Raw genomic sequence first — 24,602 nt, forward strand, 5'->3', positions numbered from 1 at the left:
ATATTAATAAAAAGCACTGTTTATTTTAGAAAGGAGTGATAAATTGAAACAAACAAAATTAACAGGTCGTATCATTATTCCCTCAGATCCTGACTACGACGTAGCCCGAATAAATTTAAATTTAAGTATTCCAAAACTCCCTTGTATTATTGTTTTTTGCCAAAATAAAAATGATGTGTGTAACGCCTTAAAATGGGCACGTGAACGTCATATACCGTTTCGCTTAAGAAGCGGACGTCATAGCTATGAAAATTTTTCTCTTTTAAATAGAGGACTTATTATTGATGTGAGTGAAATGCATCGCATTACTGTTAATACAGATAAATTAACAGCAACAATTGAAGCTGGTGCAAATCTTGGCACTGTTTATAAAGAGCTTTGGAATTATGGTGTTACAATACCGGCTGGTACAAGTGCAAGCGTTGGAATTGTTGGATTAACACTTGGCGGTGGCATCGGTATGCTTTCACGCTTATTTGGATTAACATGTGATCAATTAGTAGAAGTTGAAATGGTACAAGCGTGCGGAAAATTTGGCGCAAAACTCATTCGTGCAAACGAGCAAGAAAACTCTAACTTATTTTGGGCATGCTGTGGTGGTGGTGGTGGAAACTTCGGAATTGTTACATCCTTAACTTTTCGAGTACATCCTATAAAAAATGTATCAATCTTCTCAATTACATGGGAATGGCAAGACTTTATTGCTGCCTTTCAAGCTTGGCAAAACTGGGCGCCTTATATAGACGAACGTCTCACTTCATCAATTGAATTATTCGCAAAGCAACGAAATAAAATCGAAGCACAAGGTGAGTTTGTTGGCTCTCCCTCTGAACTCCATTCCTTATTATCTCCTCTTCTTGAAACTGGTAATCCTTCTCTATTTATAGATGAAGTCCCATATATAAAGGCTGTTCAATTCTTTAACAGCGGTAATATTCCTGAAAACTTTAAACGCTCTGGTTCCTACGTATATAAACCTATCCCTCTTAAAGGCATTCAAACCATGCAATATTTTCTTTCTCATGCACCAAATAAAGATGCGAGTATTTGGCATCAATCACTCGTAGGTGCTGTAGAAAATATTTCTCCTAATGAAACCGCTTATTTCCATCGCAAGGCAATCATTGCTCAAGAATATATTACTTCTTGGAAATGCGACGATGAAGAAAATCAAAATATACGCTGGGTTAAAGACTTACGAGAAAGTTTAGATCCTTATACACTAGGCGACTATGTCAATTGGCCCGATATCGACATTAAGAATTGGCAAACTAGTTATTATGGCTCTAACTTTCAAAGATTGCGTAAAGTGAAAACCTTATATGACCCTTGCAACGTTTTTCACTTTCAACAAAGCATTCCCCCTTTTCATATATAAAAAGGAAGAACAGAATGCTGTTCTTCCTTTTTACATTGAAAACCGTTCAATTGTTCGTTTCAAATCAGCTGCTTGCTTCTCTAAATCTTTTAATAATTGATCAATTACTACCATATTTTTAGACTGTTGTAGTGTCACACGTGCCACTTCTTGTGACCCAGCTGACGTTTCCTCAGCAATTGCTGCTACAGCCTTTGTTTGTGCTCCCGTTTGATGAATATGACTCACTTGTTCATTCATATAACTACTAATTTGCTTGGTTGCATCGGCGACTTCCATAATACTTGATGACATTTCTTTTAAAATTAATTCTGTAGCTTCTCCGCGTTTCGCCTCTTCTTTAGCTGTTTTCACTTGCTCGGTCATTTTCATGGCGACTTGTTGCACTTCTTCCTGCATATTCCGTAATAATTGCGATATGTTTCTGGCAGAATGATCACTTTCATCAGCAAGTTTGCGTACTTCTTCTGCTACAACTGCAAAGCCTTTTCCATGTTCTCCTGCACGAGCCGCCTCAATAGAAGCGTTTAATGCTAATAAATTTGTTTGGCTAGCAATCTCACTTACAACAGAAACTATTTGTTCCACTTGTTTCATTCTTTCTTCTAATTTCTGTACATTTTGCATCGAATCTTCATTTTCTTTCGCCAATGTTTGAATACCTTGAATTAAAGAAGTAAAGACACGAGTACTTTGCCCTAAAGCTTGAACCATTTCTGAGGACAATTGATCAGAGTGTTTCGCCTTTTCTTCCACTTCACTCGCAATAGAAGTCGTTGTATCAACAGTAGAAACAATCGCCTGAATCGATGCTGCGGATTGCTCAGCACCAGAAGAAATCTCTGCAAGGGTTTCAGACACACCTTGTGCTTGCTTAGTCGCTTCACCTGTTTGTTTTCTAATTTGCTGAACTTGATTATTTGTATACGAAAATGTAGTATCAATATTTTTTACCATGCCCCTTAAGTTTCCTAGCATCATATTAAATGCAACACTTAAAGATTTAATCTCATCATCTGTATTTGGCAATGGGACATCTTCACGAATATCACCATCAGCCGCTTTCCTTGCAGCTTCCTCTAACTTCCGAAGTGGTTTAATTAAGAATATTGCTGCCCCATATGCTAAAATTCCAGACCATACTACACCTAATAACATAACGATAATATTATAAACAGTTTGACTTACATAACTTTGAAAATAATCATATATAACGTAAATAAAAAATAAACTTGTTGAATATGTAATTAAAGCTAAAACTGTAGTAAATAGCATAAGCTGTATACGCAAGCCAAAGGAAAATGTTTTCCTTTCTTTTTCCATCTCTTCTTTCCCCCTTCTTATAAGCAATATAAGTACTACCTATATATTATTATCCATATTTTCGTTATAGAAAGATATAGGGATTTTAAAAATCATTATTTCCTTGAATATCAAATCCACCGAAAAAAATAAAGGATTCTGACAATTTATGACTAATAACAGAAATAAGGGGCAACATTTGTAAAATATATTTTTGACTGGAGGTTTTGTATGATTCAAGTTCAAAATCTAGTAAAATCATTTGGCTCACTTGATGTTTTAAAAGGAATTGATTTAGAAGTAAAAGAAAAAGAAGTTGTTGTTTTAATTGGTGCCAGTGGTTCCGGAAAAAGTACATTACTTCGCTGTCTTAACTTTTTAGAAATGTACGATGAAGGTGAAATTCACCTTCAGGGTGAACGAATTGATCCAAAGCATTCAAATTTAAACAAAGTCCGTGAAAATGTCGGTATGGTTTTTCAGCACTTTAACCTCTTTCCTCATATGACCTCACTAGAAAACATCATAGAAGCACCTATTCACGTTAAAAAATTGGAGACAGCAAATGCAAAGGAGATTGGGAATCAACTCCTACAAAAAGTCGGCCTACAGGATAAGGCTGACGTAACGCCCCACCTACTTTCAGGTGGCCAAAAACAGCGCATTGCGATAGCAAGAGCTCTTGCTATGAATCCTAAAATTATGCTATTTGATGAACCTACCTCAGCCTTAGACCCTGAACTTGTTGGAGAAGTATTGCAAGTTATGAAAGAACTTGCTGAAGAAGGAATGACCATGGTTATTGTTACTCATGAAATGAATTTTGCAAGAGATGTAGCTGATCGCGTCATCTTTATGGATGATGGGAAAATTGTAGAGGATGCTCCTCCAGCGCAATTCTTTTCAGCTCCATCACATGAACGGGCAAAGCAATTTTTACGTAACGTTTTATAATGTTACTTCTATTTCAAGCGTAAAGAAATACATTCATACGGCGCACAACTAATTGTCCAAATAAAATATCTCGATAACATACTTAAAACCATCCGTATGATCAATATATAGGAGGGGTTCTATGAAGAAGAAATTATTAACCATTGTTGCGAGTATTACATTATGTACATCCTTCATACTAGGAGCCTGTAGTAAGGAAAGTTCTACTACTTCATCAAACGGTGAAAAGGAATTTCGTTACGCGATGAGTGGCTTATACAAGCCTTTTAACTATAAAGAAAATGACGGGAAACTTGTCGGTTTTGATGTAGAAATAGGTGAAGCTCTCGCAAAAAAGATGGGAATGAAACCTGCTCCTGTTACAAATCCTTGGGAAACATTGATTCAAGGCCTACAATCAAAAAAATATGATGTGATATTAGGAAGTATGGCAATCACAGAAGAACGATTAAAAGCTGTCAATTTCTCAAATCCTTATTATCGCTCTGGTGCCCAAATTTTTGTATCTAAAAAGAATACATCTATCTCTTCTCCAGAGGACTTGAAGGGTAAGAAAATTGGTGTTGTAAAGGCTAGTACCTTTAAAAGTCTTGTTACAAAATATACAGATCAAATTACAGAGTACGATAGTGATATTACCGCACTTATGGACCTAGAGCCTGGGCGTGTTGACGCAGTAATCACTGACCAGATGGTTGGTTTACGTATGATAAAAGAAGGAAAATCTAATATAAAAGAAGCTGGAAAGCCATTAAATCTTGATGAAATGGGAATTGCTATTCGCAAGGATGATAAAGAAATGGTTGAGAAAGTAAATAAAGCTTTAGATGAAATCATTAAAGATGGTACGTATGAAAAGATCAGTAAAAAATGGTTTGGCCGTAATATTCTTGGGGAAGAGGCAAAAGCGAAGTAAGTTAGCTATTCAATGATTCCATAAATCATGCCCCACTTTTCATGTGGGGCATTTCATTCCCTACTAAAATCCATACAATATGAGGTGACACATATGTTTGAAATTTTTATTTCTACCTATCCTACACTCTTAAAGGCTACTATTGTCACATTACAATTAACATTAACATCCCTATTACTAGGTTCACTAATTGGATTACTATTCGCCTTCTTTCGAATCTCTAACAATAAGGTTTTAAATAGTATTGCTCATGTATACATCGCCATTATTCGTGGTACACCTTTAATTGTTCAAATCGCAATTCTCTATTTTGGGATTACATCTGTTGTTGTTTTCACCCCTTTTTGGGCAGGAGCAATTGCTTTAGCAATTCATAACGGTGCGTATATTACAGAAATTTTCCGCGGATCAATTCAATCCGTTGACCGGGGACAATTGGAAGCTGCTCGCTCTTTAGGCATGCCTTATCCTTTAGCGATGCGCCGTATTATCTTACCGCAAGCATTTCGCCTATCTCTTCCTCCTCTAGGGAATCAATTTATTATTGGATTGAAAGATTCTTCCCTTGTTGCTTACGTAGGGATGTCCGAATTATGGGGATCAGGTTTATCGATTGCCGCAGGTAACTTCCAACAATTAGATACATATATCATTGTTGGTGTATACTATCTCGCACTTGTTCTTCTATTTACTTATCTTGTTAGTCTTCTAGAAAAACGACTACAACGAAAAGAAAATAACTCTGTCCACGTCAATATAAAGAACAAGAAAGAAGTTTCTTTATAATAAAAAGCAAGCTCCAAGAGAGCTTGCTTTTTCACTTTAAAATATATCTAATTTTATTGATTTACCTTTTTAATAGCCTCTTTTTCCTCTATATGTTCCTCACGATATGAAATATTATGAGGGTCTAGTCCATTTCCTAAAGAACCGTAGAAATGTTCTTTATGAGGATCAATTAACTCACTTCCTTGATAATACACACGTGGTGTATTCCAAAGCGCTGCCAATGCTTTTGTCATTGGCATTTCGTGATAACGTTCCGGCCACATTTCTTTAATTTTCTCTTTTACTAACGGATAGTATTTAGAGCTCATAGCAGGAAACAGATGATGTTCTGTATGGTATGAGAAATTGAAATGTAAAACGTCTACCCAGCGCGGCACTGTTACTGATAAACAGTTTGCTAATGGATCATTTACTGGAACAATTGGATTTAAGCGATGATTTGTTGCGATATATGCCATTACAATAAAGTTAGCAATTAACAACGGAATCACGTATGCAAATAACCACTTTGCAGGTCCCATAATAAACAATAGACTAATCCAAACCGTCCAAGGCAAAAGAAGTTGAAGCCATACAGATTTTTGATTGGATGACTTAAATTCCTTAATAAAATGAAAGAACATTCGAGTCGAATGCAATGTAAATTGAATTGTTAGTGACAGAAAACTAAAGAATGAACGAACATGAAGAGGCATGTGATATACCCAGCTCAAAAATTTACTCTTTTTAAGTTTCTCAAGTGTCGGCCATGCATCTGGATCATTCTCTTCATGCTGTGTGTGAACATGATGCGTTGCATTATGCCACTTTCTCCAAAGTTTTGGACCAGTTGATAATGGCATAAATGCAATCGCACCTAAAAAATCACGAAGCCATGCCTTTCTTACAACCGTTCCATGTAAAATTTCATGTCCTAAAAATCCAAGTGAAGCAAAACATAGTCCAAGAACAATTGCAATTCCTAGATTTGCCCACACATTCAATTCAAATACACCAATCGTTATTAACCCCGCCAATGCCACAAGTAAATAAGCCAGTCCACCAAATAAACGAGTAGGAACTGGTTTAAATGCTTTTTTTGGCAAATGTGGTGATACACGCGCTGCATACCACCCAAACGTATGAAGCTCCTTCATCCTTTTGCCCCTTTCTTATGCCGCGCCCTGCGCAACTTGCATATATCAATTCTTGCTTCCAGATTGATTTTACTAGGCGATCCAAAAAGCATTTATCATAAGGAAAATATACTCACTCTATCGTCACTTATTTTTCGCTTTTATTATCAATGAAAAACATTTCTCTTTTTACTCTCTATCAACCTTTCCACATGATGAATCATAACAATAGACTTTCTATATTGTCAACAACTTTTATGACCTAGTAATAAAGGTTGGTTATATTTTTATAATTATACCTTATTTCAATAAAGAGAAAGTATAGGTTTTATAAGGATTTATCCGTTATATATATAAATATACTTAAAAGCTATAAACTCTATCTCACTCAAGAACTCTCTATGTATTAACAAATACGATCACTTGAATTTAGTTTTATATAAAGCATACCTCTTCATACTAATCCCTAAAAATAATTATTTTAGAATAATTATATCTTTCGTTCATTAAAATTAAAATCCTTCAAAAATAGCACACATGAATTCCATATAATATGGAGATATTAAAAGGAAAATTGTTCTAAATCAGGAGGTTTTCGTAATGACAGATGACACATTTCCACAATTGCCATCATCCTATTGGATTAAATCCACTCAGTTTCCTACTTTTCCTCATTTATCCGAAAATATAAAGACAGATGTTGCTGTCATCGGTGCTGGTATTACAGGTATTACCACTGCCTATTTACTCGCTAAAGAAGGATTGAAAGTTGTTTTAATTGATTCTGGCTCTATTTTAAATGGAACAACTGGACATACAACTGCAAAAGTAACAGCACAACATGATCTTATTTATGACGAATTAATAAATCATTTTGGTGTTGAAAAAGCTCGGCTTTACTACGAATCAAATAATAAAGCTCTACAATTTATAAGCGAGACTGTGCAAGCATATAAAATTGACTGTAATTTCACAAATGAAGATTCCTATTTATACACAACTACTGATAATGGATTACGAAATTTAACGAAAGAATATGAAGCCTATCAAAAATTAAATATTCCTTGTGACTATGTTCAATCCCTACCCCTACCTATTCCAGTACAATCAGCACTTGTAATGAAGAATCAAGCGCAATTCCATCCTCTCCTTTATTTAAAAACACTTTTAGAAAAGTTTGTGGAAATGGGTGGAACAGTTTATGAACAAACAACAGCGTTAGATATTGAAAAAGGGGTTTATCCACAAGTAATTACAAAGAGTGGTCACCGCATCACTTGTGGATATGTCGTCTCTTGCTCACATTTCCCTTTTTATGATGCCAATAGCTTTTTCTTTACGCGAATGTATGCAGAACGTTCCTATGCTCTTGCTATAAAAGCGAAAACAGATTATCCAGGAGGGATGTATTTAAGTATTGATGATCCCAAACGCTCCTTACGCTATATAACAGGCAATGGTGAACAACTAATTTTAATCGGTGGAGAAAGCCATAAAACAGGGCAAGGGATTAATACGATGCTTCATTATGAAGCACTATATTCCTTTGCTGAAGCTACTTTTGGAGTAGATGAGGTTCCTTATAGATGGTCTGCACAGGACTTAATTACTTTAGATAAACTCCCTTATATCGGACATATTAATGAAAGTAATCCAAATATATTTGTTGCAACAGGATATCGTAAATGGGGCATGACAACTGGAACTGTAGCAGCTCATTTACTAAAAGATTCAATTACAAAAATTCACAATCCCTATAAAGAACTTTTTGTACCATCACGCTTCCACTCGAATCCGGACATAAAGTCATTCCTTACACAGAACATTGATGTTGCTAAACATTTAATTGAAGGAAAAATTGAAACTGCTTTACGTAAACCAGAAGATCTTGAAGTTGGCGAAGGATCTGTTGTACGTGTCAACGGTAAACGCGCAGGTGCCTATAAAGACAAAGAAGGAGAATTACATATTGTCGATACAACTTGTACGCACCTCGGCTGTGAAGTTGAATGGAATAACGGTGATTGCACTTGGGATTGTCCTTGCCACGGATCTCGCTTTTCAATTGATGGGGACGTTATCGAAGGTCCAGCAGATCAGCCATTGAAACGAGTTGATAACGAGTAAAAAAACAAAGAAGTTCAACGGAAATCCCGTTGAACTTCTTTATTTTTATGAAGATTTTTCAGATAATTTTCGACATAAGAAGGAAAATATTAGCATTCAACAAAATAATATATTAATTTACAAAAAAGAGGTGAATACTATGCAACCTTCTGCTCCACCTCATCTAGAATCTACAAAAACTACCTTTTCAAGCTCTATTACAAAACTTGTTGTTTTTATTTGTTGGCTAGCCATTCTAGCTGACGGATATGATTTAGGTATTTACGGTGCCGTTCTACCAAAGCTCCTAGAGGACAATAGCTGGGCACTATCACCAGCTCACGCTGGAACAATTGCCAGCTATGCTTTATTTGGGATGTTTATTGGTGCTATTCTAGTTGGAACCATTACAGATCTAATTGGACGAAAATGGACACTCATATGCTGCCTAGCCCTTTTTTCTATTACAATGGGCTTAGCTGCAATTACTCCTTCTCCGGAATTATTCGGGCTATCTCGATTTATCGGAGGAATTGGATTAGGTGGTGTTATCCCAACAGCTTCGGCACTTACTGTTGAGTATTCACCCCAAAAGCGACAATCTTTTATTTATGCAATTATGTTTACCGGCTATCCCTTAGGTATCGTACTAGGCGCCATTTTGTCCATGTTTATGTTAGAAGATTTCGGATGGAGAATTATGTTTGGCATCGGAATGATTCCTCTACTTCTCATTCCCTTCATTGTTCGTTATTTACCTGAGTCCATTCAATTTTTACTGTCACGTAATCGGCAAGAAGAAGCGAAACAAATTCGTGATCGTTTTCAAATTGAATTACATGTAAGAAAAGAAATTCCTCAAACATCAACTAATATACAAAAGAAAAACGGATTCCTTACATTATTCTCAAAAGAATACATGAAAGCAACTCTACTTTTCTGGACCACTTATATAATGGGAATGTTTTTAATATATGGTTTAAACACTTGGTTACCACAGATGATGCGCCAAGCAGGATATCCACTTGGATCTAGTTTATCATTTCTACTTATGCTAAACATTACTGCAGCTATCGGTGCATTATTTGCTGGGGCAATCGCGGATCGTATAGGAGCAAAAATTGTTATCAGCATCTCCTATCTTATGGCGGCCATATGTATCGGACTATTAACAATTAAACCATCCATTACAATCATTTATCTTTTAATTGGTCTTGCTGGAATTGGATCAGTCGGTATTACTCAAATATTAAATGCGTATGTAACACAATACTTCCCATCGCATATCCGAGCTACCTCTTTAGGCTGGGGACTTGGTCTTGGACGAATTGGCGCAATCGCCGGTCCGGTTCTTGTCGGTATTATTATGACAATGCAGTATGACTTGGCATGGAATTTTTACTTATTCTCATTTGCAGGTCTTATCGCATCTATCTCTGTTTTCTTTATTCCTACAAACAAAAAAAGAGCATAAACTTACTTATGCTCTTTTTTGTATACTTCAAACAACATATTTCGAAATAATGTATTTAAGCTTTCAATATCGATGCCTAGTCCCTTTTCAATCCCTTTCACGTATTGCTGATAATAATCAATTTGCTCCTCTAAAAATTGATTTAACACATTAATTTTTAGACCAATATCCAATTCAGTACCCGCTTTTTTCTTTATTAGCAACTTTTCAATTTCATTCAATACGATAGACTCTACTGATAGTTCCGTAATTAACCGGTCAAATTCTACTGGGGGCAATGTCCCTTTCTCTTCTAACCATTTACAGGCTAAAATAGGACGTAATACGTAAAAGTACTTTTTCAACTTTACATTTTCACCTTGTAAAAATTCACGATAGTTTTTTGAAGCCATATGTAAGTAATGATATATTGTTGATTTCGGATCAAAATCCTTTTCACTCATTTGCTGAAGTTGTTCTGGAAGGTTAGAGTTTTTCGAATAAAAAATCGGTGATCGAATCCATTCAAGTAACGCTGGATTTGACTTTGCAAATAGTTGCAATGCCTTTTTAATATCCCAGCCACTTATGTCTAAATCATCGCTAATTGGATATTCAATTACATCACGTTTATCATGAATTGATAAATACCAATCTACAGGACGTATATAGACAAACCTAACATCATAATCACTATCTTTCGACGGAAATCCCCACGCCCTGCTCCCTGATTCTACAGCAAATAAAATTTTCACATCATTCTCTTTTTCAATTCTTTCTAATTCTAATTCAATTTTCACTTTCATTTCATACCCTCCCTATTTTTTGATCATTTCCCTGGAAATTCGACAAATATACTTCTAATTTTACTACATACTAAAATAGCTGTCAGAAAATTCCCGACAGCCTAACAAAATACTTATTTTTTCTTTTCAATTACAGCAACTGCAATTCGTTCAATCTCTTTTTGAATTTCTTCTTTATACGCATCGACTTTTGAAAAATCCATAGCAGCAATATAAATTCGCTCTAATTTATCACGAACTGATTTTGCCTTTGCTAAGAAAGACATCGCCTCGCTCATTTTTGTTTTATACTGAATTGAAACGTCGCGAATTTCCGTAGCATACTTCTCATCTGTCCCTGGTGTAACAATGAGATCATACATATCAATAATTTCATCACCTTCACGACTTGGAAAATATTCATGCGGTGCTGTGCTATCAAAAATTGCAAATCCTAGTTCCCTTACAATAATCATATCGAGACTATTTGGATCAAATCCACAATGATACACTTCTACTTCAAAACCTTTTTCTTCTGCTGCCTTGGCTAATTTTTTAAGCATCGTTGATTTCCCGGAACCTGGGCGACCTTTTATAAAATAGCGATGCGGCAGTCCTTCTGTTAAATTAGGAACGAAATCAACCGCTCCCTTCGGTGTAGCAGCCCCTAAAAAACGGTGTTTCACGATCGATTTATCTCCACTTTTATCTGCAAATAGTTTCTGTATAAGCTGATCTGTTAATTCGTTTGCTTTATTAAAATCAATGTTATTAATATATATTTTCTCCCACTCATCATGTATAACTAACGCTTCTTTAAAACATCCATAAGCTGCTTGAAAGGCTTTACTTGCTTCTGAAACGAATCGTTCAATCTCTAATTTCTGCTTTCTTAATTTATTTGAATCCCAAGCAACCCCTAAATTTATATACTCTTCTACAACTCCAGGCATTTTCGGCTCAATAACGTGTGGCGATGTCCCATCGACAATTCCTACATTTAACTTCGGAATAATTACACCGTCAACTGACTTATTGTCAGAAGAACAATGTAAAAATTCAATATTATATCCTTTTTCAGCCCATTCACGCCCAATTGCTTTTATTAAAGAAGACTTCCCTGTTCCTGGACCACCTTTTAAAATAAACAACCTATCTAGCCCTTTTAAACTCTCTTCATACAAGCTATAAAATCCTCTAGCTGTATTTCCACCAGCAAAATAGTTCAATACATTCCCTGTCACTGCACCCACCCCTTCGCAGCATTCTACTTACATAAGCTACAATATGCGAGATACTTTATTTGGGTGAATACCTATTTTGTATTGCACTAAAAAAGGAAATGAATTACAATTAAACAAACAAAAAATTCCGAATCTTAAAACTGAATATACCTTTATCAAGAGAGGCAGAGGGACCGGCCCTTTGAAGCCCAGCAACCTCAGTTTATAAAAACTGAATAGGTGCTAATTCCTGCAAAATGCTTTGCATTTTGGAAGATAAAACTTAACTACTGTATGTAAAGCTCATCTTTCTTGATTATGGAAGATGAGCTTTTTATTATTTTAAAAACATATATTGGAGGTATTTAGGATGAAAGTAATTGACCTATCACAAACGTTTGAAAACAATATGTCTCAATTTCCTGGAACACCAAAAATCCAACTAGAAGCAATTACAAGTGTTGAAGAGACAGGATATCAAGTTACAGATTTTCATTCTGTCGTTCATGTCGGCACGCATTGCGATGCTCCTGCGCATTTTATTTCTGGCGCAACAACAATTGATCGATTACCCCTTGATCAATTTGTAGGCGAAGCTGTTCTTATCGATGTAACTCATGTTCAAGAACGAAAGTTGCCTAAGGAAGTACTCAATACTATCGACATAAAGGAAGGAGATATTGTTATTTTCCATTCCAATCTATCTAATAAATGGAACACGGAATCTTATGCGAAAGAAGCATTTTATCTTTCCGAAGAATTAGCTGAAGAACTAGTTAAATTAAAAATAAAATCTGTCGGTTTAGATTTTATTTCTCCTGATGAAGTAACTACAGAAACATCACCTATTCATCACATATTACTAGGGAATAACATTTATTTAATTGAAAACTTAACAAATCTAGATTCCATTAAAACGAAGCGCTTCTTTTTCTCAGCAGCACCTTTAAAAATTAAAAATAGTGATGGTGCTTTTGCCAGAGCATTTGCTGTTATTTTTTAAAATAAGAACTACTTAAGGACAACAAAAAAAGCAAAGATCACTTTTGACCTTTGCTTCTATATTTTTTATTTAAATTAAGAAAGAATTGTTCCACCCGTGGGCGTACCCAAGCTAAATAATCTTTATCTTTCTTCTTTGTACAAGCTATCTCTTCTCCATCTACCATTCCGACAAGTTCTAGCTCTAACATTTGCCTCGTGAATGCTAACATGTCTACTTCTTCTGCCGGATACTCTTCTTTTAATTTCTCCTCAATTTCTCCCAATAAAAAACCGTCACGCATCATTGCTAGTGCATCAATCCAAAGTGGCGGCATTTCATATTTTTCTCCTGTAATCGTATCTTTTACAATATAATTCTTTTGCTCTTTTCGAAATTGAATCGTGTGTAAACATACAGCCGAATTTAATGTTAATTCCATCATACCACCCCTTTCATCATATCTGCATAGAAAAAAGGATGCGCGTGCACCCCTTCTTTTCTTTTCATTTCATAACACTACCGAACCGTTACACGAGCTCAAAGCTTCATGTCGATATTTTCCTCCATTATAAACGAAGTGTTTTATAAAAAAAACCCTTCTTGAAACATTTTATAAAATGTTTATATTTACACAACAAGAGCACTTTTCTGAAAAAATTTTTCTTCTAATGCACTACGCTGTTGGTAAATAAATTTTCACTTTCGTTCCTACGCCCATACTACTTTGAATTGCGATACTCCCTTGATGTTCTTCAATAATTTTATATGTAATCATTAACCCAAGACCTGTACCATTCTCCTTTGTTGTATAAAATGCCTTTCCGATTTTCTCTATCTTCTCATTCTCTATACCAAAACCTTGATCTTGGACAGAAATACACAAATTATCTCCAGCTTTTTTGAATGCACGAATATGAATGTCTCCACCTTCTGGCATCGATTCTATTCCATTCTTGATAATGTTTAACAACACTTGTTTTAATTGCTTATCATCGCCATTTATAGCGGGTAAATTTCCATCTACTTGCAAGTGGAATTTCACTTTATATTGAGACGCATAACTTTCCATTAACTGTACAACATATAAAAGGATTTCTCGTATATTACACCATTCATAATTAATCGGTTTCGGTTTTCCCAATAACATCAATTCACTAACAAACCCGTTAATCCTCTCAATTTCTTGTAGCATAATCTCATAGCTCATCACATCAGTAGGGTTTCTTTCTTTTTGGATTTGTGTAAATCCTTTTAGAGCTGTTAATGGATTTCGAATTTCATGAGCAATTGTTGTAGACATAGTCCCAATTACAGCTAAATTTTCGGTCTCTTTCATAATATTCATCATCTCAACAACTGTTCTTACATAAGACTGAAATCGTTTTAACAAAGAATGTGAAATAATAAAAAAGAATACACATAAAACAAGCGGAATCACAACTTTTATATCTTGTAATACCAACGTAAAAAATACATATTTTCCAATTACACTAAAGGAAACTAAATAAAAATATTTTCTATTCACAAAAATCGGTGCAAATAAAATTAACAGTATTTCAACCATATTTCCGCTTTCAAAAACACGATCACTGTGTAGATAAATCATTAGGTTATTAATAAGATCAATAAGCATGTACCCAATTAAAAATAAATATTTTACAAAATAAACATACCCTTGTTTTTGAAGATATATTGAAATAGGAAATAAAGATATTACTACTATATATACACCTATCCCCATACCGCCTTCTGGCCAACCTATCGTTGCCTCATTAATATCCATAGCAGGATAAACAAAATAATAGATAACGTCATATAAAAAGAATATAATATAGAATAATAATAAAAATACTTTTAAAGCTTCTCTTTCTTCATAAACCAAGCTTTTGAATTTGTTCATATAAAAACTCCTCTTGATCAATACCCCAAAAATATTTCAAATTTTATCCCTTTAAATTATAATTATGAAATTGCTTTCAGAGCAATATGTAACCTTCTAATACGAAAAGATCCCGTATTAAGATACATTTCTGTATATCTTAATACGGGATCTTTTCATAAATTTAATCTTCGTCTTTAACATCCATATCTTCCGGAATGGGCTCGTTTAATATTTCTTCCACTAACTGTTTATATTTCTCCATTTGTTCTAAATGTGTATTAAATTGTTCTTTATTTAATAAATATTGCTCTCCATCGAACAACGCACGAATTTTCTTTTGCTGAATTAAATCTTCAACATACGATTTTGGTAAATTCAAATACTCCGCGGCCTCTTCTATCGTTATATACAATGTGTTCATTCCTTTATTGTTTTTTCATATATATACTGTACCTTACTTTACTTTATTTTTGTAAACAAATAAAAAAGATTTTGTAAATGCAAATTAAAAAGCAGGTAGATGCATTCCATATATTGTATAATAATATAGTAAGTATTTTTTTAAATATAGAATGGTATTACCCATTTACACAAAGGAGAGTTAACATATGGCTACTCGACACATCATTACAATGTTAGAAAAAACATTACGAGTTGAAACAGAAAACACAATTTCTCATCTATCTAAGTCTTTATCCGATCGTATTCTTTCTCAAAGTGCAGCAGCACATGAAAGCAATTGTTACCATACGATTGGTGAATGGTACAAAAATCATTTCTTATTCCAACAAGATGATTTCCTTTGGTCTAAATACGCTTTCTATGATGCATATTGTGAGGCTATAAAAAAACAAGGTCATCTTACAAAACGCGTTCGTCAAATATTGGAATCGTTAGCTCGAAAACATGGAAAACAATACATTTCTTCCATACAGAATATGCCATTTCCAAACGAACAAGCAAAAGGGACAGCATAATTTGATGTTGACCAACACAAATCAAGCATAGATTCATTGTTTTCAAGAAAGATTTACAAATAAAACGTTCAAGTCTTTGTATTCCCTTTTTGGAGAAATACATTCATATGACATGAACTAATGAAACCGGTGTCATGATAATGAATGAAAATATAGTAAACAGGAAAACCCCCATTTACACCTCTCATTCATAGAAATAGAGATGTAAATGGGGGTATACTTGGTTCCTTTCTTATTTCATCATCTGCTTAATCAATTCTCGATTTCTCTTTTTAAATACTTCATTATGCGAAGAAACCATTCCGTACTCACTTGCATCTGGTTGAATAAATTGTTTCGCTTTATTCACAGCATTTCCAGCATCTTGGAATGCTCCTGCTATTAAATGTAATTTCCCTTCATGCTTTAGAATATCTCCAGCAGCATATAATCCATTGATAATAAATTTGAGCTCAAAACTCGATTTCTTCTGCAACAGTAAATGCCATGATGACAAAAATTGTTCAAAAAGATTCCGATACATTTTGTTTTATTTATTGCAAAATTCTTTGTACAATAAAATAAGAAGTTACTTTTCAAATACAAAATCTACTAAGAACTCTTTCCACGAATAAATTTAATTATCATCTTTATATTTCAATCTTAAATTAAAACACCCTTTCACCTATGACTATATTCACTCATTTAAAACTAAATTTTCTACTCTATCACTGCTAAACTACTTCATAATCTTAATTGAGAATAAATATTAATTAAAATTACAATAAAGTGCTACATTCTCCTTGACAAAATAACCACTTCTATATGATAATTAATATTGAATTAGAATTATTATAGTTAATTAAAAAATATATTTTATGAGCAAACTAATTTCCGATGCTCAAAACCAACATTTAGGAGGAATTTTAATATGTTATTAATCGGCACAGAAGTAAAACCGTTTAAAGCTAATGCTTACCATAATGGAGAATTTATCCAAGTTACTGATGAAAGTTTAAAAGGAAAATGGAGCGTAGTTTGTTTCTACCCTGCAGACTTCACATTCGTTTGTCCAACTGAACTTGAAGACTTACAAAACCAATATGCAACACTTAAAGAACTAGGCGTTGAAGTATACTCTGTATCTACAGACACTCATTTCACACATAAAGCATGGCATGATAGCTCAGAAACTATCGGCAAAATCGAATACATTATGATTGGTGACCCAACTCGCACAATCACTAGCAACTTCAACGTTTTAATGGAAGAAGAAGGTCTTGCTGCTCGTGGTACATTCATCATCGATCCAGACGGCGTTATCCAATCTATGGAAATCAATGCTGACGGTATCGGCCGTGACGCAAGCATTCTTGTTAACAAAATTAAAGCAGCTCAATACGTACGTAACAACCCAGGTGAAGTTTGCCCAGCTAAATGGCAAGAGGGTTCTGCAACACTTAAACCAAGCCTTGACCTTGTAGGCAAAATCTAAGGAGTTCGATCAAAATGATACTAGATGCAGATATAAAAACACAACTATCCCAATACCTTCAATTAATGGAGAATGACATTTTACTTAAAGTTAGCGCAGGAGACGATAACGTATCTAAAGATATGTTATCTCTAGTAGATGAATTAACTACTATGTCATCTAAGATTACAGTAGAAAAAGTTGAACTAGAGAGAACACCAAGCTTTAGCGTAAATCGCCCTGGTGAAGACACTGGTGTAGTATTCGCTGGTATTCCATTAGGACACGAATTCACTTCATTAGTGTTAGCTTTACTACAAGTGAGTGGACGCGCTCCAAAAGTTGAACAAAAATTAATTGATCAAATAAAAAACATTCAAGGCGAATATCATTTTGAATCTTATATCAGCCTAAGTTGTCATAACTGTCCTGATGTTGTACAAGCTCTTAACGTAATGAGCGTTCTAAATTCTGGTATTACACATACTATGATTGACGGCGCTGCATTCAAAGAGGAAGTAGAAAGTAAAGACATCATGGCAGTACCAACTGTTTACCTAAACGGTGAGTCTTTCGGAAGTGGTCGTATGACACTTGAAGAAATTCTAGCTAAAATGGGTAACGGTCCAGATGCATCAGAGCTTTCTGATAAAGATCCGTACGATGTTCTTGTTGTTGGTGGCGGCCCAGCTGGTGCAAGTGCAGCAATTTATGCAGCACGTAAAGGCATCCGCACTGGTATCGTTGCTGAGCGCTTCGGTGGTCAAGTAATGGATACTATGGGTATTGAGAACTTCATCAGCGTAAAACGCACTGAAGGTCCTAAGCTAGTAGCAAGCCTTGAAGAGCACGTAAAAGAATACGACATCGATGTAATGAATCTACAACGTGCGAAACGTTTAGAGAAAAAAGAACTTATTGAAGTGGAACTTGAAAACGGCGCTATTCTGAAAAGTAAGAGCGTAATCGTTTCAACAGGTGCTCGCTGGCGTAACGTTGGCGTACCAGGTGAAGCTGAGTTCAAAAACAAAGGTGTAGCATACTGCCCACACTGTGACGGTCCATTATTCATCGGAAAAGATGTAGCGGTTATTGGTGGAGGTAACTCTGGTATTGAAGCAGCTATCGACTTAGCAGGTATTGTTAAGCACGTAACTGTTCTTGAATTCATGCCAGAATTAAAAGCTGATGCTGTATTACAAGAGCGTCTTAACAGCCTACCTAACGTAACTGTTCTGAAAAACGTTCAAACGAAAGAAATTACTGGTACTGACAAAGTAAACGGTATTTCTTACATCGATCGTGAAACTGAAGAAGTTCACCATGTTGAATTACAAGGTGTATTCGTTCAAATCGGTCTTGTGCCAAACACAGACTGGTTAGGTGACACAGTTGAACGCGTTCGCGGTGAAATCGTAACAGATAAGCACGGTGCTACAAATGTACCAGGAGTGTTTGCTGCAGGTGACTGTACAAATAATCCATACAAACAAATTATCATCTCTATGGGTTCAGGAGCGAATGCAGCTTTAGGTGCATTTGATTACTTAATCCGTAACTAATTATAGAGACGTGAGTTTTAAAAAGCAGGTGCCAAGGCACCTGCTTTTTTTATAATCCTAATGTATAAACTAAAAATCTCTCATTCCCATTCTTCTCATAAGCTTCTGGCAACCTAATTTCTTTCTTCAGTTCAAACGCAGTCTGATTTTCTAAGAAGAAAATATAATCCTCCGAAGGATAGTATAAAATAATATCCACTTCTCTCTCTGCTTCTTCTACCGAACGTAAGATGTTATTTACTACATTCATAAACACTTGTACTGAAAACGGATTAAAGAAATAAAACCGATTATCACGCGGATCAATCTCATATTCCTGTGCTAAACAACATTCAAATTGGATTTTATCTTTACTGCTTCTTACCTTCTTTACATAACGCTCAAGGTTCTCCATCGCTTCTTTATAAAATTCTTCATTCATTTCAATTCCTACAGCTGAAGCACCGCACTTATGATGCATGTAAAAATTCAATCTCCCTTTTCCACATCCAAAGTCTACAATTCGATCGCCACCTTTAATCTCGTATTGATTCAACAGTTCTTCTAATCCACTATATGGTGTCGGCTCATAACGGTGGTAATGTAAAGATTTATTAAAACCTTTTTGCTCTCCGACAGTTTTTATATGTAATACAGCATCGTAATATTGTTCGTTCATTCGTCTTCTCCTATTAAAAAATGGTACTTATTATTATACACCATGTACTAAATGCTCATTTTTCATCAAATTATTTGGTGCGTGAAAATATATCGACTTACCGACAAATTACTACAAAAAAACAGGAGCTCTCTAGCCCCTGTTTTCTAATACTTTCAATACAGTTTGCTTCAATATTTCTACCCCATCCATTATACAAGAATGATCAAACTTCATATACGGATGGTGTAATCCCGGTTGTAGATTTGCCCCTAGTCCTAGCATAACTGCTTTTAAATGCGGTCTTTTCACTGTATAGTAATGAAAGTCATCGCTTCCTGTCGTATACAGCGGTCCCGTACATCCCTCTTCCCCATACACTTCAAGAATACCTTTACGCATAAAACGCTCTGCTTCTTCTGATACTTCTGCTCCTGGCGCAAGATCAATCCACTCATAAGAAATTTTGGATCCCATTGATTCAGTAGACGTAATTACGTGCTCGATCTTCTGTTTCAACTCATCTAGTAATATATTATTTTCTGCCCTTACATCTAAGCTAAAATGACCGTTTCCCGGAATGATATTTAAATTATCACCACCAGCTTGGCATCTCGTCATCTTAACAGAATGCGATGTTTGCGGTGGTAACCATATATTTTTCAATCCAATATTAATCATTGAAATAACGTCAATTGCGTTTATACCTTGATGTGGTCTCGCTCCATGTGCATCCTCTCCATGAATCGTACCTTCTAAAAACCCAGCTGCTCCGTGACGAATAGATGGTGCCGCTTGTTTCAAAGGCAATTCCTCAATCGGTCGTAAATGAACACCAAATAGGAAATCAGCATCATCCACAGCACCTTTCTCTACCATCTTTAAAGCACCATTTCCTTTTTCTTCAGCCGGCTGAAAAATAAATCTAACCGTACCACTATCCCTTCTCATATTTTTCAATTGTAAAATAAGACCCATCACAATCGTCATATGAGCATCGTGACCACACGAATGGTTCGCTTTGAACTCTCCGTCCACCTCTTGCCAGAGTGCATCCATATCAGCACGAACCGCGATAATTGGATGACCGCCTCCGATTTCAGCGATTATGCCTGGACAATCGTCAAATGTTTTATATGAAATTCCTTCTTCTTTTAAAAAGTTAGTAATATAAGCTGTCGTTTCATATTCCTTCCAGCTCACTTCAGGGTTTTCATGTAAATGCTGAAAAATTTCCGTTAAACGCTCTTGTAGTTCTAATGTTTTCAACTTCCATTCTCCTTCCTAAATTCGAAGCAGTTTAATCATTCATAAAAAATCCCATTTTGAAGAATATATTGAACATTCACTCAAATGTCAAGAGATTGTCCCTACATTTCTTTTGAAATATAATAAGGTAATTAAGATTGTAATTCAGAAAATTCTTTTTATGGATTATTCATCATTAGCTTCAGCCTCTTATTAATATATGTAACTTCAAATCTACGGATAATAAAAAGGACGGGAACTATACAATGAAAATTACAGCTATTCATATTTACGCAATTCGTTTACCGCTTCGCAATCCATTTATTATTAGTTATGGCTCTTACCCTGATATGCCTTCTATTATCGTCAAAATAGAAACAAATGAAGGGATTGTCGGTTACGGTGAAGGTGTTGCCGATGATCACGTTACAGGTGAATCATGGGAAAGCACTTTTCATGTTTTAAAACATACACTAGCTCCTGCTCTTATCGGGCAAAATCCAATGAATATCGAAAAAACACATGATATTATGAACAATACGATTTACGGTGTTCCTACTGCGAAAGCTGCAATTGATATCACTTGTTTTGATGTAATGGGCAAAAAATTAAACCAACCTGTATATCAATTAATTGGCGGACGATACCATGAAGAATTTCCTGTCACTCACGTCTTAAGTATCGCCGATCCTGAAGATATGGCCGAAGAAGCTGCTTCCATGATTAAGAAAGGTTACCAATCTTTCAAAATGAAAGTCGGTACAAATGTACAAGAAGATGTAAAAAGAATTGAGGCTGTCCGTGAACGTGTAGGAAATGATATCGCTATTCGCGTTGATGTAAACCAAGGATGGAAAAATAGCGCGAACACATTAACAGCACTTCGTTCATTAGGACATTTAAACATCGACTGGATTGAACAACCTGTTATAGCGGATGATATTGACGCAATGGCTCATATTCGTTCTAAAACAGACCTTCCACTTATGATTGATGAAGGATTAAAAAGCTCTCGTGAAATGCGCCAAATTATTAAATTAGAAGCTGCTGATAAAGTGAATATAAAACTAATGAAATGCGGCGGCATATACCCAGCTGTAAAACTTGCTCATCAAGCGGAAATGGCAGGCATTGAATGCCAAGTTGGATCTATGGTCGAATCATCCGTTGCCTCTTCCGCAGGATTCCATGTCGCTTTCTCAAAAAAAATCATTACTAGCGTCGAACTAACAGGACCATTAAAATTTACGAAAGACATTGGGGACTTACATTACGACGTACCATTTATTCGCTTAAACGAAAAACCAGGATTAGGCATTGAAATAAACGAAACTACATTACAAGAACTAACCGTCTTTCAAGACGTTGTACGCTAAAGGAGGGCTAACGCATGACGGTTCTATACGAAGGAACATTAAAACAAAACAGCGAGCCATTTCACGTTACATTATTAGCTCTAGAACATATCGAACAAATCTTATCACTACAAAACGTTGTAATTGAAGCATTAGAAGATAAAGGTCGTTTACAACCACTCTCGCTAGAAGAGTTTCAATACATTCTAGAAGGAAACGGCATGATGATCGGAGCCTTTATAGAAAACGAGCTCATCGCATTTCGTGCCCTACTCGTCCCTCCTATTGACGATGAACATTTAGGACTTGATATCGGCCTATCAGAAAGCGAACTACACCGCGTTATCTATCAAGAAATCTCAAACGTTCACCCGAACTGTCGCGGAAATGGCATGCAAAAAATATTAGCGACAGTCATCATGGACGAATTACAAAAAGAAGATAGCAAATACGATTACGTTTGCTGCACCGTTGCACCTTTTAACATTCCTAGTTTAAAGGATAAGTTTGCGCAAGGTATGGAAATTGCTGCGCTGAAGGAGAAATATGGCGGTAGTATGCGGTATGTTTTTGTGAAGACGTTGCGTATAGATAAAGAAAGCGATTGGACGGATGTTAAGAGTGTTCCGATGAGTGACGCTAGTGAACAGCAGACGTTAATTTCAAAAGATTATCGTGGATACGCAATGGAGAAAATAGACGAAGATTTTGTTGTGAAGTTTGGGCGTTAATTTATATGCAAAAAGAAGAGGAAGCTGTTCCAAAAGGTCTTTTCAGACAGCTTCTTCTTTAAGCAATAATATGTACTACTAAACCGTCATCTTCCAACTCGATAACGCTAACCAGTTTTCCATTTCCTTATAATCAGGCATTATCTTCCCGACAAGGCGCCAAAAAGATCGATCATGGTTTAAATGAACCATATGACACATTTCATGAACAACTACATAATCAATTACCCGCTGTGGTGCCATTGCTAGCTTCCAATTGAATGTTAACTGTAGATTTGAATCACAAGTTCCCCACGTACGGCTACTATCTGTAATACGAATGGAGCGCGGTTTTATTTTAAAGTTACTTTGATGCGCTTTAATACTTTTCTCCACTAACGCCTTGCACTGCTTATAGTAAAATCGCTTTAAAGCTTGCTGGACTTTCTCATCCTTAAGCTCTTTCACATAAATATGTAGCTTATCACCTTCAAAAACTGCGTTATCTTGCTCAATGCTCATATCTTGAGAAATCTGTATCGGATACGTGTTTCCTAAATACAGAAAACCCTCTCCTTGATCATAAGCCTTTTCCTGTGGCCCACGCATTCTCTCCTGCATTTCCTTACGTGTTTTTTGAATCCAATCCCATTTTTCTTCTAACAACTGGATTATATATTCAACAGGCGTCCCTTTCGGAGCTTGCACTTCAACATTCCCGTAAGAATCTACATAAAGACGTACTGATTTTTTCTTTTTATAATTTATATGAAAATTAATTGTCTCACCTAAATATGTATGTACCATTTCATCACCTAACGTATTCGTTCATAATTATTTTTACAAATAAAAAAGAGTAGGCTACAAACGTCCTACTCTATCTATTATATCATTTACTGCTTTACCCTAAATGTTACAAAGCTTATCCTCTATACTTTACAGCTAATCCCTTAATGAAATTCCTTGCGTATCTATCGCCGCACTCTTTGTAATTCTTATGGCCTTTCTTTCTTAATAAGGCGCCTAACTCTCCTTTTGTCACCTTAACTCCTACACTGTCTAATATATCAAGCACATCCTCACTCGTTAAAGATAGTGCTATTTTCATTTTCTTTAAAAGAAGATTATTGGCGCTCTCATTGCTCTGTACAGGTGCCGGTTGCCCTGGTTTCGGATCTTGCTTCCCTCTTTTTAAAGTAATAAATCCATTTAAAAATGCCTCTAACATCATCATATCGCATGTTAATACGTACTCATCTTCGATTACATCAGCATTTTCAGCTTCATGTTGAGGACTTTTCTTTATTTTTGTAAGCATATCAACTACTTCTTCTTTCGTTACTTCCATGCCACCAAGTTTAAAGATTTCCACCATATCTATATCTTTTATATCCATAGCATATCTTACTCTTTTTAATATATCGTTGTTGCTCATTGCCATTGTTCTTCCTCCTGAAATGTTAATTATTTATACAGCTGTTAAAGTTTATCCTTTAACATGCTTTAAATTATCATGTTTAATATAACCTTTTAGTTAATGTCCGCTAAATTAATACTTTAACATTTTAAAGATAGGTTTTATAGTCTTACCCGAACTTTTCTCCATCATTGTATCTATTTTGTTGTATGCTTATAAAAAGATTTCACTCATAACATTAACTAACAAGAAAAAACAGTGCTTTGATTTCTCAAATACACTGTTCTTTTCCAGCTCTATACTTATTTTAAACTCAACCAAGCCACACACTCCACATATGCAGAGCGTACATGGC

At 35.4% G+C, this 24,602-nt stretch carries 23 protein-coding genes, 1 pseudogene and 1 riboswitch; of the genes and pseudogenes, 12 read left to right on the plus strand and 12 right to left on the minus strand.

The window, feature by feature from the left end; genetic code table 11:
• Positions 1 to 43 precede the first annotated feature (43 nt).
• The gene (locus VK90_RS23110; RefSeq protein WP_048375513.1) at positions 44 to 1,378 is read left to right on the plus strand and encodes an FAD-binding oxidoreductase; all 1,335 of its coding nucleotides are present in this window, start codon (positions 44 to 46) and stop codon (positions 1,376 to 1,378) included.
• Between the two features lie 30 nt (positions 1,379 to 1,408).
• Here VK90_RS23110 and VK90_RS23115 read toward each other — a convergent pair whose 3' ends face one another.
• Positions 1,409 to 2,728 carry a methyl-accepting chemotaxis protein gene (locus VK90_RS23115; RefSeq protein ID WP_442853655.1) on the minus strand — a complete coding sequence of 440 codons (1,320 nt, stop codon included), beginning with the start codon at positions 2,726 to 2,728 and terminating at the stop codon, positions 1,409 to 1,411.
• Between the two features lie 183 nt (positions 2,729 to 2,911).
• On the opposite strand from VK90_RS23115, the gene VK90_RS23120 reads away from it, so the two are divergent.
• The 3 genes from VK90_RS23120 (at position 2,912) to VK90_RS23130 (ending at position 5,336) form a co-directional block, all read left to right on the plus strand.
• Positions 2,912 to 3,634, plus strand: a complete 723-nt coding sequence (locus VK90_RS23120; RefSeq protein ID WP_000616905.1) for an amino acid ABC transporter ATP-binding protein — start codon at positions 2,912 to 2,914, stop codon at positions 3,632 to 3,634.
• Between the two features lie 121 nt (positions 3,635 to 3,755).
• Positions 3,756 to 4,550, plus strand: a complete 795-nt coding sequence (locus tag VK90_RS23125; RefSeq protein ID WP_048375516.1) for an ABC transporter substrate-binding protein — start codon at positions 3,756 to 3,758, stop codon at positions 4,548 to 4,550.
• 93 nt (positions 4,551 to 4,643) lie between these two features.
• The gene (locus VK90_RS23130) at positions 4,644 to 5,336 is read left to right on the plus strand and encodes an amino acid ABC transporter permease (RefSeq protein ID WP_048375517.1); all 693 of its coding nucleotides are present in this window, start codon (positions 4,644 to 4,646) and stop codon (positions 5,334 to 5,336) included.
• 53 nt (positions 5,337 to 5,389) lie between these two features.
• On the opposite strand, the gene VK90_RS23135 is transcribed toward VK90_RS23130, so the two are convergent.
• Positions 5,390 to 6,475 (minus strand): fatty acid desaturase family protein, encoded by a 1,086-nt coding sequence (locus VK90_RS23135; RefSeq protein ID WP_025150542.1) that lies wholly within the window; start codon positions 6,473 to 6,475, stop codon positions 5,390 to 5,392.
• Positions 6,476 to 7,054: 579 nt separating this feature from the next.
• Between VK90_RS23135 and VK90_RS23140 the strand changes: the two genes are divergently transcribed.
• Together VK90_RS23140 and VK90_RS23145 are read left to right on the plus strand one after the other, a co-directional pair.
• Positions 7,055 to 8,581, plus strand: a complete 1,527-nt coding sequence (locus VK90_RS23140; protein ID WP_048375519.1) for an FAD-dependent oxidoreductase — start codon at positions 7,055 to 7,057, stop codon at positions 8,579 to 8,581.
• A gap of 139 nt (positions 8,582 to 8,720) precedes the next feature.
• The gene (locus VK90_RS23145) at positions 8,721 to 10,034 is read left to right on the plus strand and encodes an MFS transporter (RefSeq protein ID WP_048375520.1); all 1,314 of its coding nucleotides are present in this window, start codon (positions 8,721 to 8,723) and stop codon (positions 10,032 to 10,034) included.
• A 2-nt stretch (positions 10,035 to 10,036) separates the two neighbouring features.
• On the opposite strand, the gene VK90_RS23150 is transcribed toward VK90_RS23145, so the two are convergent.
• Complete coding sequence (locus VK90_RS23150; protein WP_048375522.1) at positions 10,037 to 10,819, minus strand: nucleotidyltransferase domain-containing protein; 783 nt, start codon at positions 10,817 to 10,819, stop codon at positions 10,037 to 10,039.
• Positions 10,820 to 10,932: 113 nt separating this feature from the next.
• The gene (locus VK90_RS23155; RefSeq protein ID WP_048375523.1) at positions 10,933 to 12,042 is read right to left on the minus strand and encodes a PRK06851 family protein; all 1,110 of its coding nucleotides are present in this window, start codon (positions 12,040 to 12,042) and stop codon (positions 10,933 to 10,935) included.
• A gap of 149 nt (positions 12,043 to 12,191) precedes the next feature.
• Positions 12,192 to 12,304, plus strand: a riboswitch (SAM riboswitch).
• An 87-nt stretch (positions 12,305 to 12,391) separates the two neighbouring features.
• On the opposite strand from VK90_RS23155, the gene VK90_RS23160 reads away from it, so the two are divergent.
• Complete coding sequence (locus tag VK90_RS23160; protein WP_048375525.1) at positions 12,392 to 13,024, plus strand: cyclase family protein; 633 nt, start codon at positions 12,392 to 12,394, stop codon at positions 13,022 to 13,024.
• Between the two features lie 37 nt (positions 13,025 to 13,061).
• Here the strand turns inward: VK90_RS23160 and VK90_RS23165 are convergent, their stop codons facing one another.
• The 3 genes from VK90_RS23165 to VK90_RS23175 form a co-directional block, all read right to left on the minus strand.
• Positions 13,062 to 13,445, minus strand: coding sequence for a hypothetical protein (locus VK90_RS23165; protein ID WP_025150548.1), 384 nt, complete (start codon positions 13,443 to 13,445; stop codon positions 13,062 to 13,064).
• A gap of 234 nt (positions 13,446 to 13,679) precedes the next feature.
• On the minus strand, positions 13,680 to 14,906 hold the full coding sequence (locus VK90_RS23170) for an ATP-binding protein (protein WP_048375527.1): 1,227 nt from the start codon (positions 14,904 to 14,906) through the stop codon (positions 13,680 to 13,682).
• A 163-nt stretch (positions 14,907 to 15,069) separates the two neighbouring features.
• Entirely contained in the window at positions 15,070 to 15,309 is a 240-nt protein-coding gene (locus tag VK90_RS23175; protein WP_029953170.1) for a helix-turn-helix domain-containing protein, read from the minus strand.
• Between the two features lie 187 nt (positions 15,310 to 15,496).
• Here VK90_RS23175 and VK90_RS23180 point away from each other — a divergent pair, with 187 nt between their 5' ends.
• On the plus strand, positions 15,497 to 15,865 hold the full coding sequence (locus VK90_RS23180) for a hypothetical protein (protein WP_048375530.1): 369 nt from the start codon (positions 15,497 to 15,499) through the stop codon (positions 15,863 to 15,865).
• Positions 15,866 to 16,097: 232 nt separating this feature from the next.
• Here the strand turns inward: VK90_RS23180 and VK90_RS23185 are convergent.
• Positions 16,098 to 16,304, minus strand: a pseudogene (locus VK90_RS23185) (thioredoxin reductase); the annotation flags it as partial.
• A gap of 471 nt (positions 16,305 to 16,775) precedes the next feature.
• Here VK90_RS23185 and ahpC point away from each other — a divergent pair.
• The gene (ahpC, locus tag VK90_RS23190) at positions 16,776 to 17,339 is read left to right on the plus strand and encodes an alkyl hydroperoxide reductase subunit C (RefSeq protein WP_000924421.1); all 564 of its coding nucleotides are present in this window, start codon (positions 16,776 to 16,778) and stop codon (positions 17,337 to 17,339) included.
• 14 nt (positions 17,340 to 17,353) lie between these two features.
• Positions 17,354 to 18,880 (plus strand): alkyl hydroperoxide reductase subunit F, encoded by a 1,527-nt coding sequence (gene ahpF, locus VK90_RS23195; protein ID WP_048375534.1) that lies wholly within the window; start codon positions 17,354 to 17,356, stop codon positions 18,878 to 18,880.
• A gap of 49 nt (positions 18,881 to 18,929) precedes the next feature.
• On the opposite strand, the gene VK90_RS23200 is transcribed toward ahpF, so the two are convergent.
• Positions 18,930 to 19,538 carry an SAM-dependent methyltransferase gene (locus tag VK90_RS23200; protein ID WP_048375536.1) on the minus strand — a complete coding sequence of 203 codons (609 nt, stop codon included), beginning with the start codon at positions 19,536 to 19,538 and terminating at the stop codon, positions 18,930 to 18,932.
• 132 nt (positions 19,539 to 19,670) lie between these two features.
• Positions 19,671 to 20,786, minus strand: a complete 1,116-nt coding sequence (locus tag VK90_RS23205) for a M20 peptidase aminoacylase family protein (RefSeq protein WP_048375539.1) — start codon at positions 20,784 to 20,786, stop codon at positions 19,671 to 19,673.
• 245 nt (positions 20,787 to 21,031) lie between these two features.
• Between VK90_RS23205 and VK90_RS23210 the strand changes: the two genes are divergently transcribed.
• Together VK90_RS23210 and VK90_RS23215 are read left to right on the plus strand one after the other, a co-directional pair.
• Positions 21,032 to 22,141, plus strand: coding sequence for a mandelate racemase/muconate lactonizing enzyme family protein (locus tag VK90_RS23210; protein WP_048375540.1), 1,110 nt, complete (start codon positions 21,032 to 21,034; stop codon positions 22,139 to 22,141).
• 14 nt (positions 22,142 to 22,155) lie between these two features.
• Positions 22,156 to 22,851 (plus strand): hypothetical protein, encoded by a 696-nt coding sequence (locus VK90_RS23215; protein ID WP_048375542.1) that lies wholly within the window; start codon positions 22,156 to 22,158, stop codon positions 22,849 to 22,851.
• Positions 22,852 to 22,929: 78 nt separating this feature from the next.
• Here VK90_RS23215 and VK90_RS23220 read toward each other — a convergent pair whose 3' ends face one another.
• Positions 22,930 to 23,637 carry a M48 family metallopeptidase gene (locus VK90_RS23220; protein ID WP_048375544.1) on the minus strand — a complete coding sequence of 236 codons (708 nt, stop codon included), beginning with the start codon at positions 23,635 to 23,637 and terminating at the stop codon, positions 22,930 to 22,932.
• A 115-nt stretch (positions 23,638 to 23,752) separates the two neighbouring features.
• Positions 23,753 to 24,271 carry a DUF1456 family protein gene (locus VK90_RS23225; RefSeq protein WP_048375546.1) on the minus strand — a complete coding sequence of 173 codons (519 nt, stop codon included), beginning with the start codon at positions 24,269 to 24,271 and terminating at the stop codon, positions 23,753 to 23,755.
• Between the last annotated feature and the right edge of the window lie 331 nt (positions 24,272 to 24,602).

This window comes from Bacillus sp. LK2 (assembly GCF_001043575.1).
Taxonomy (GTDB): domain Bacteria; phylum Bacillota; class Bacilli; order Bacillales; family Bacillaceae_G; genus Bacillus_A; species Bacillus_A paramycoides.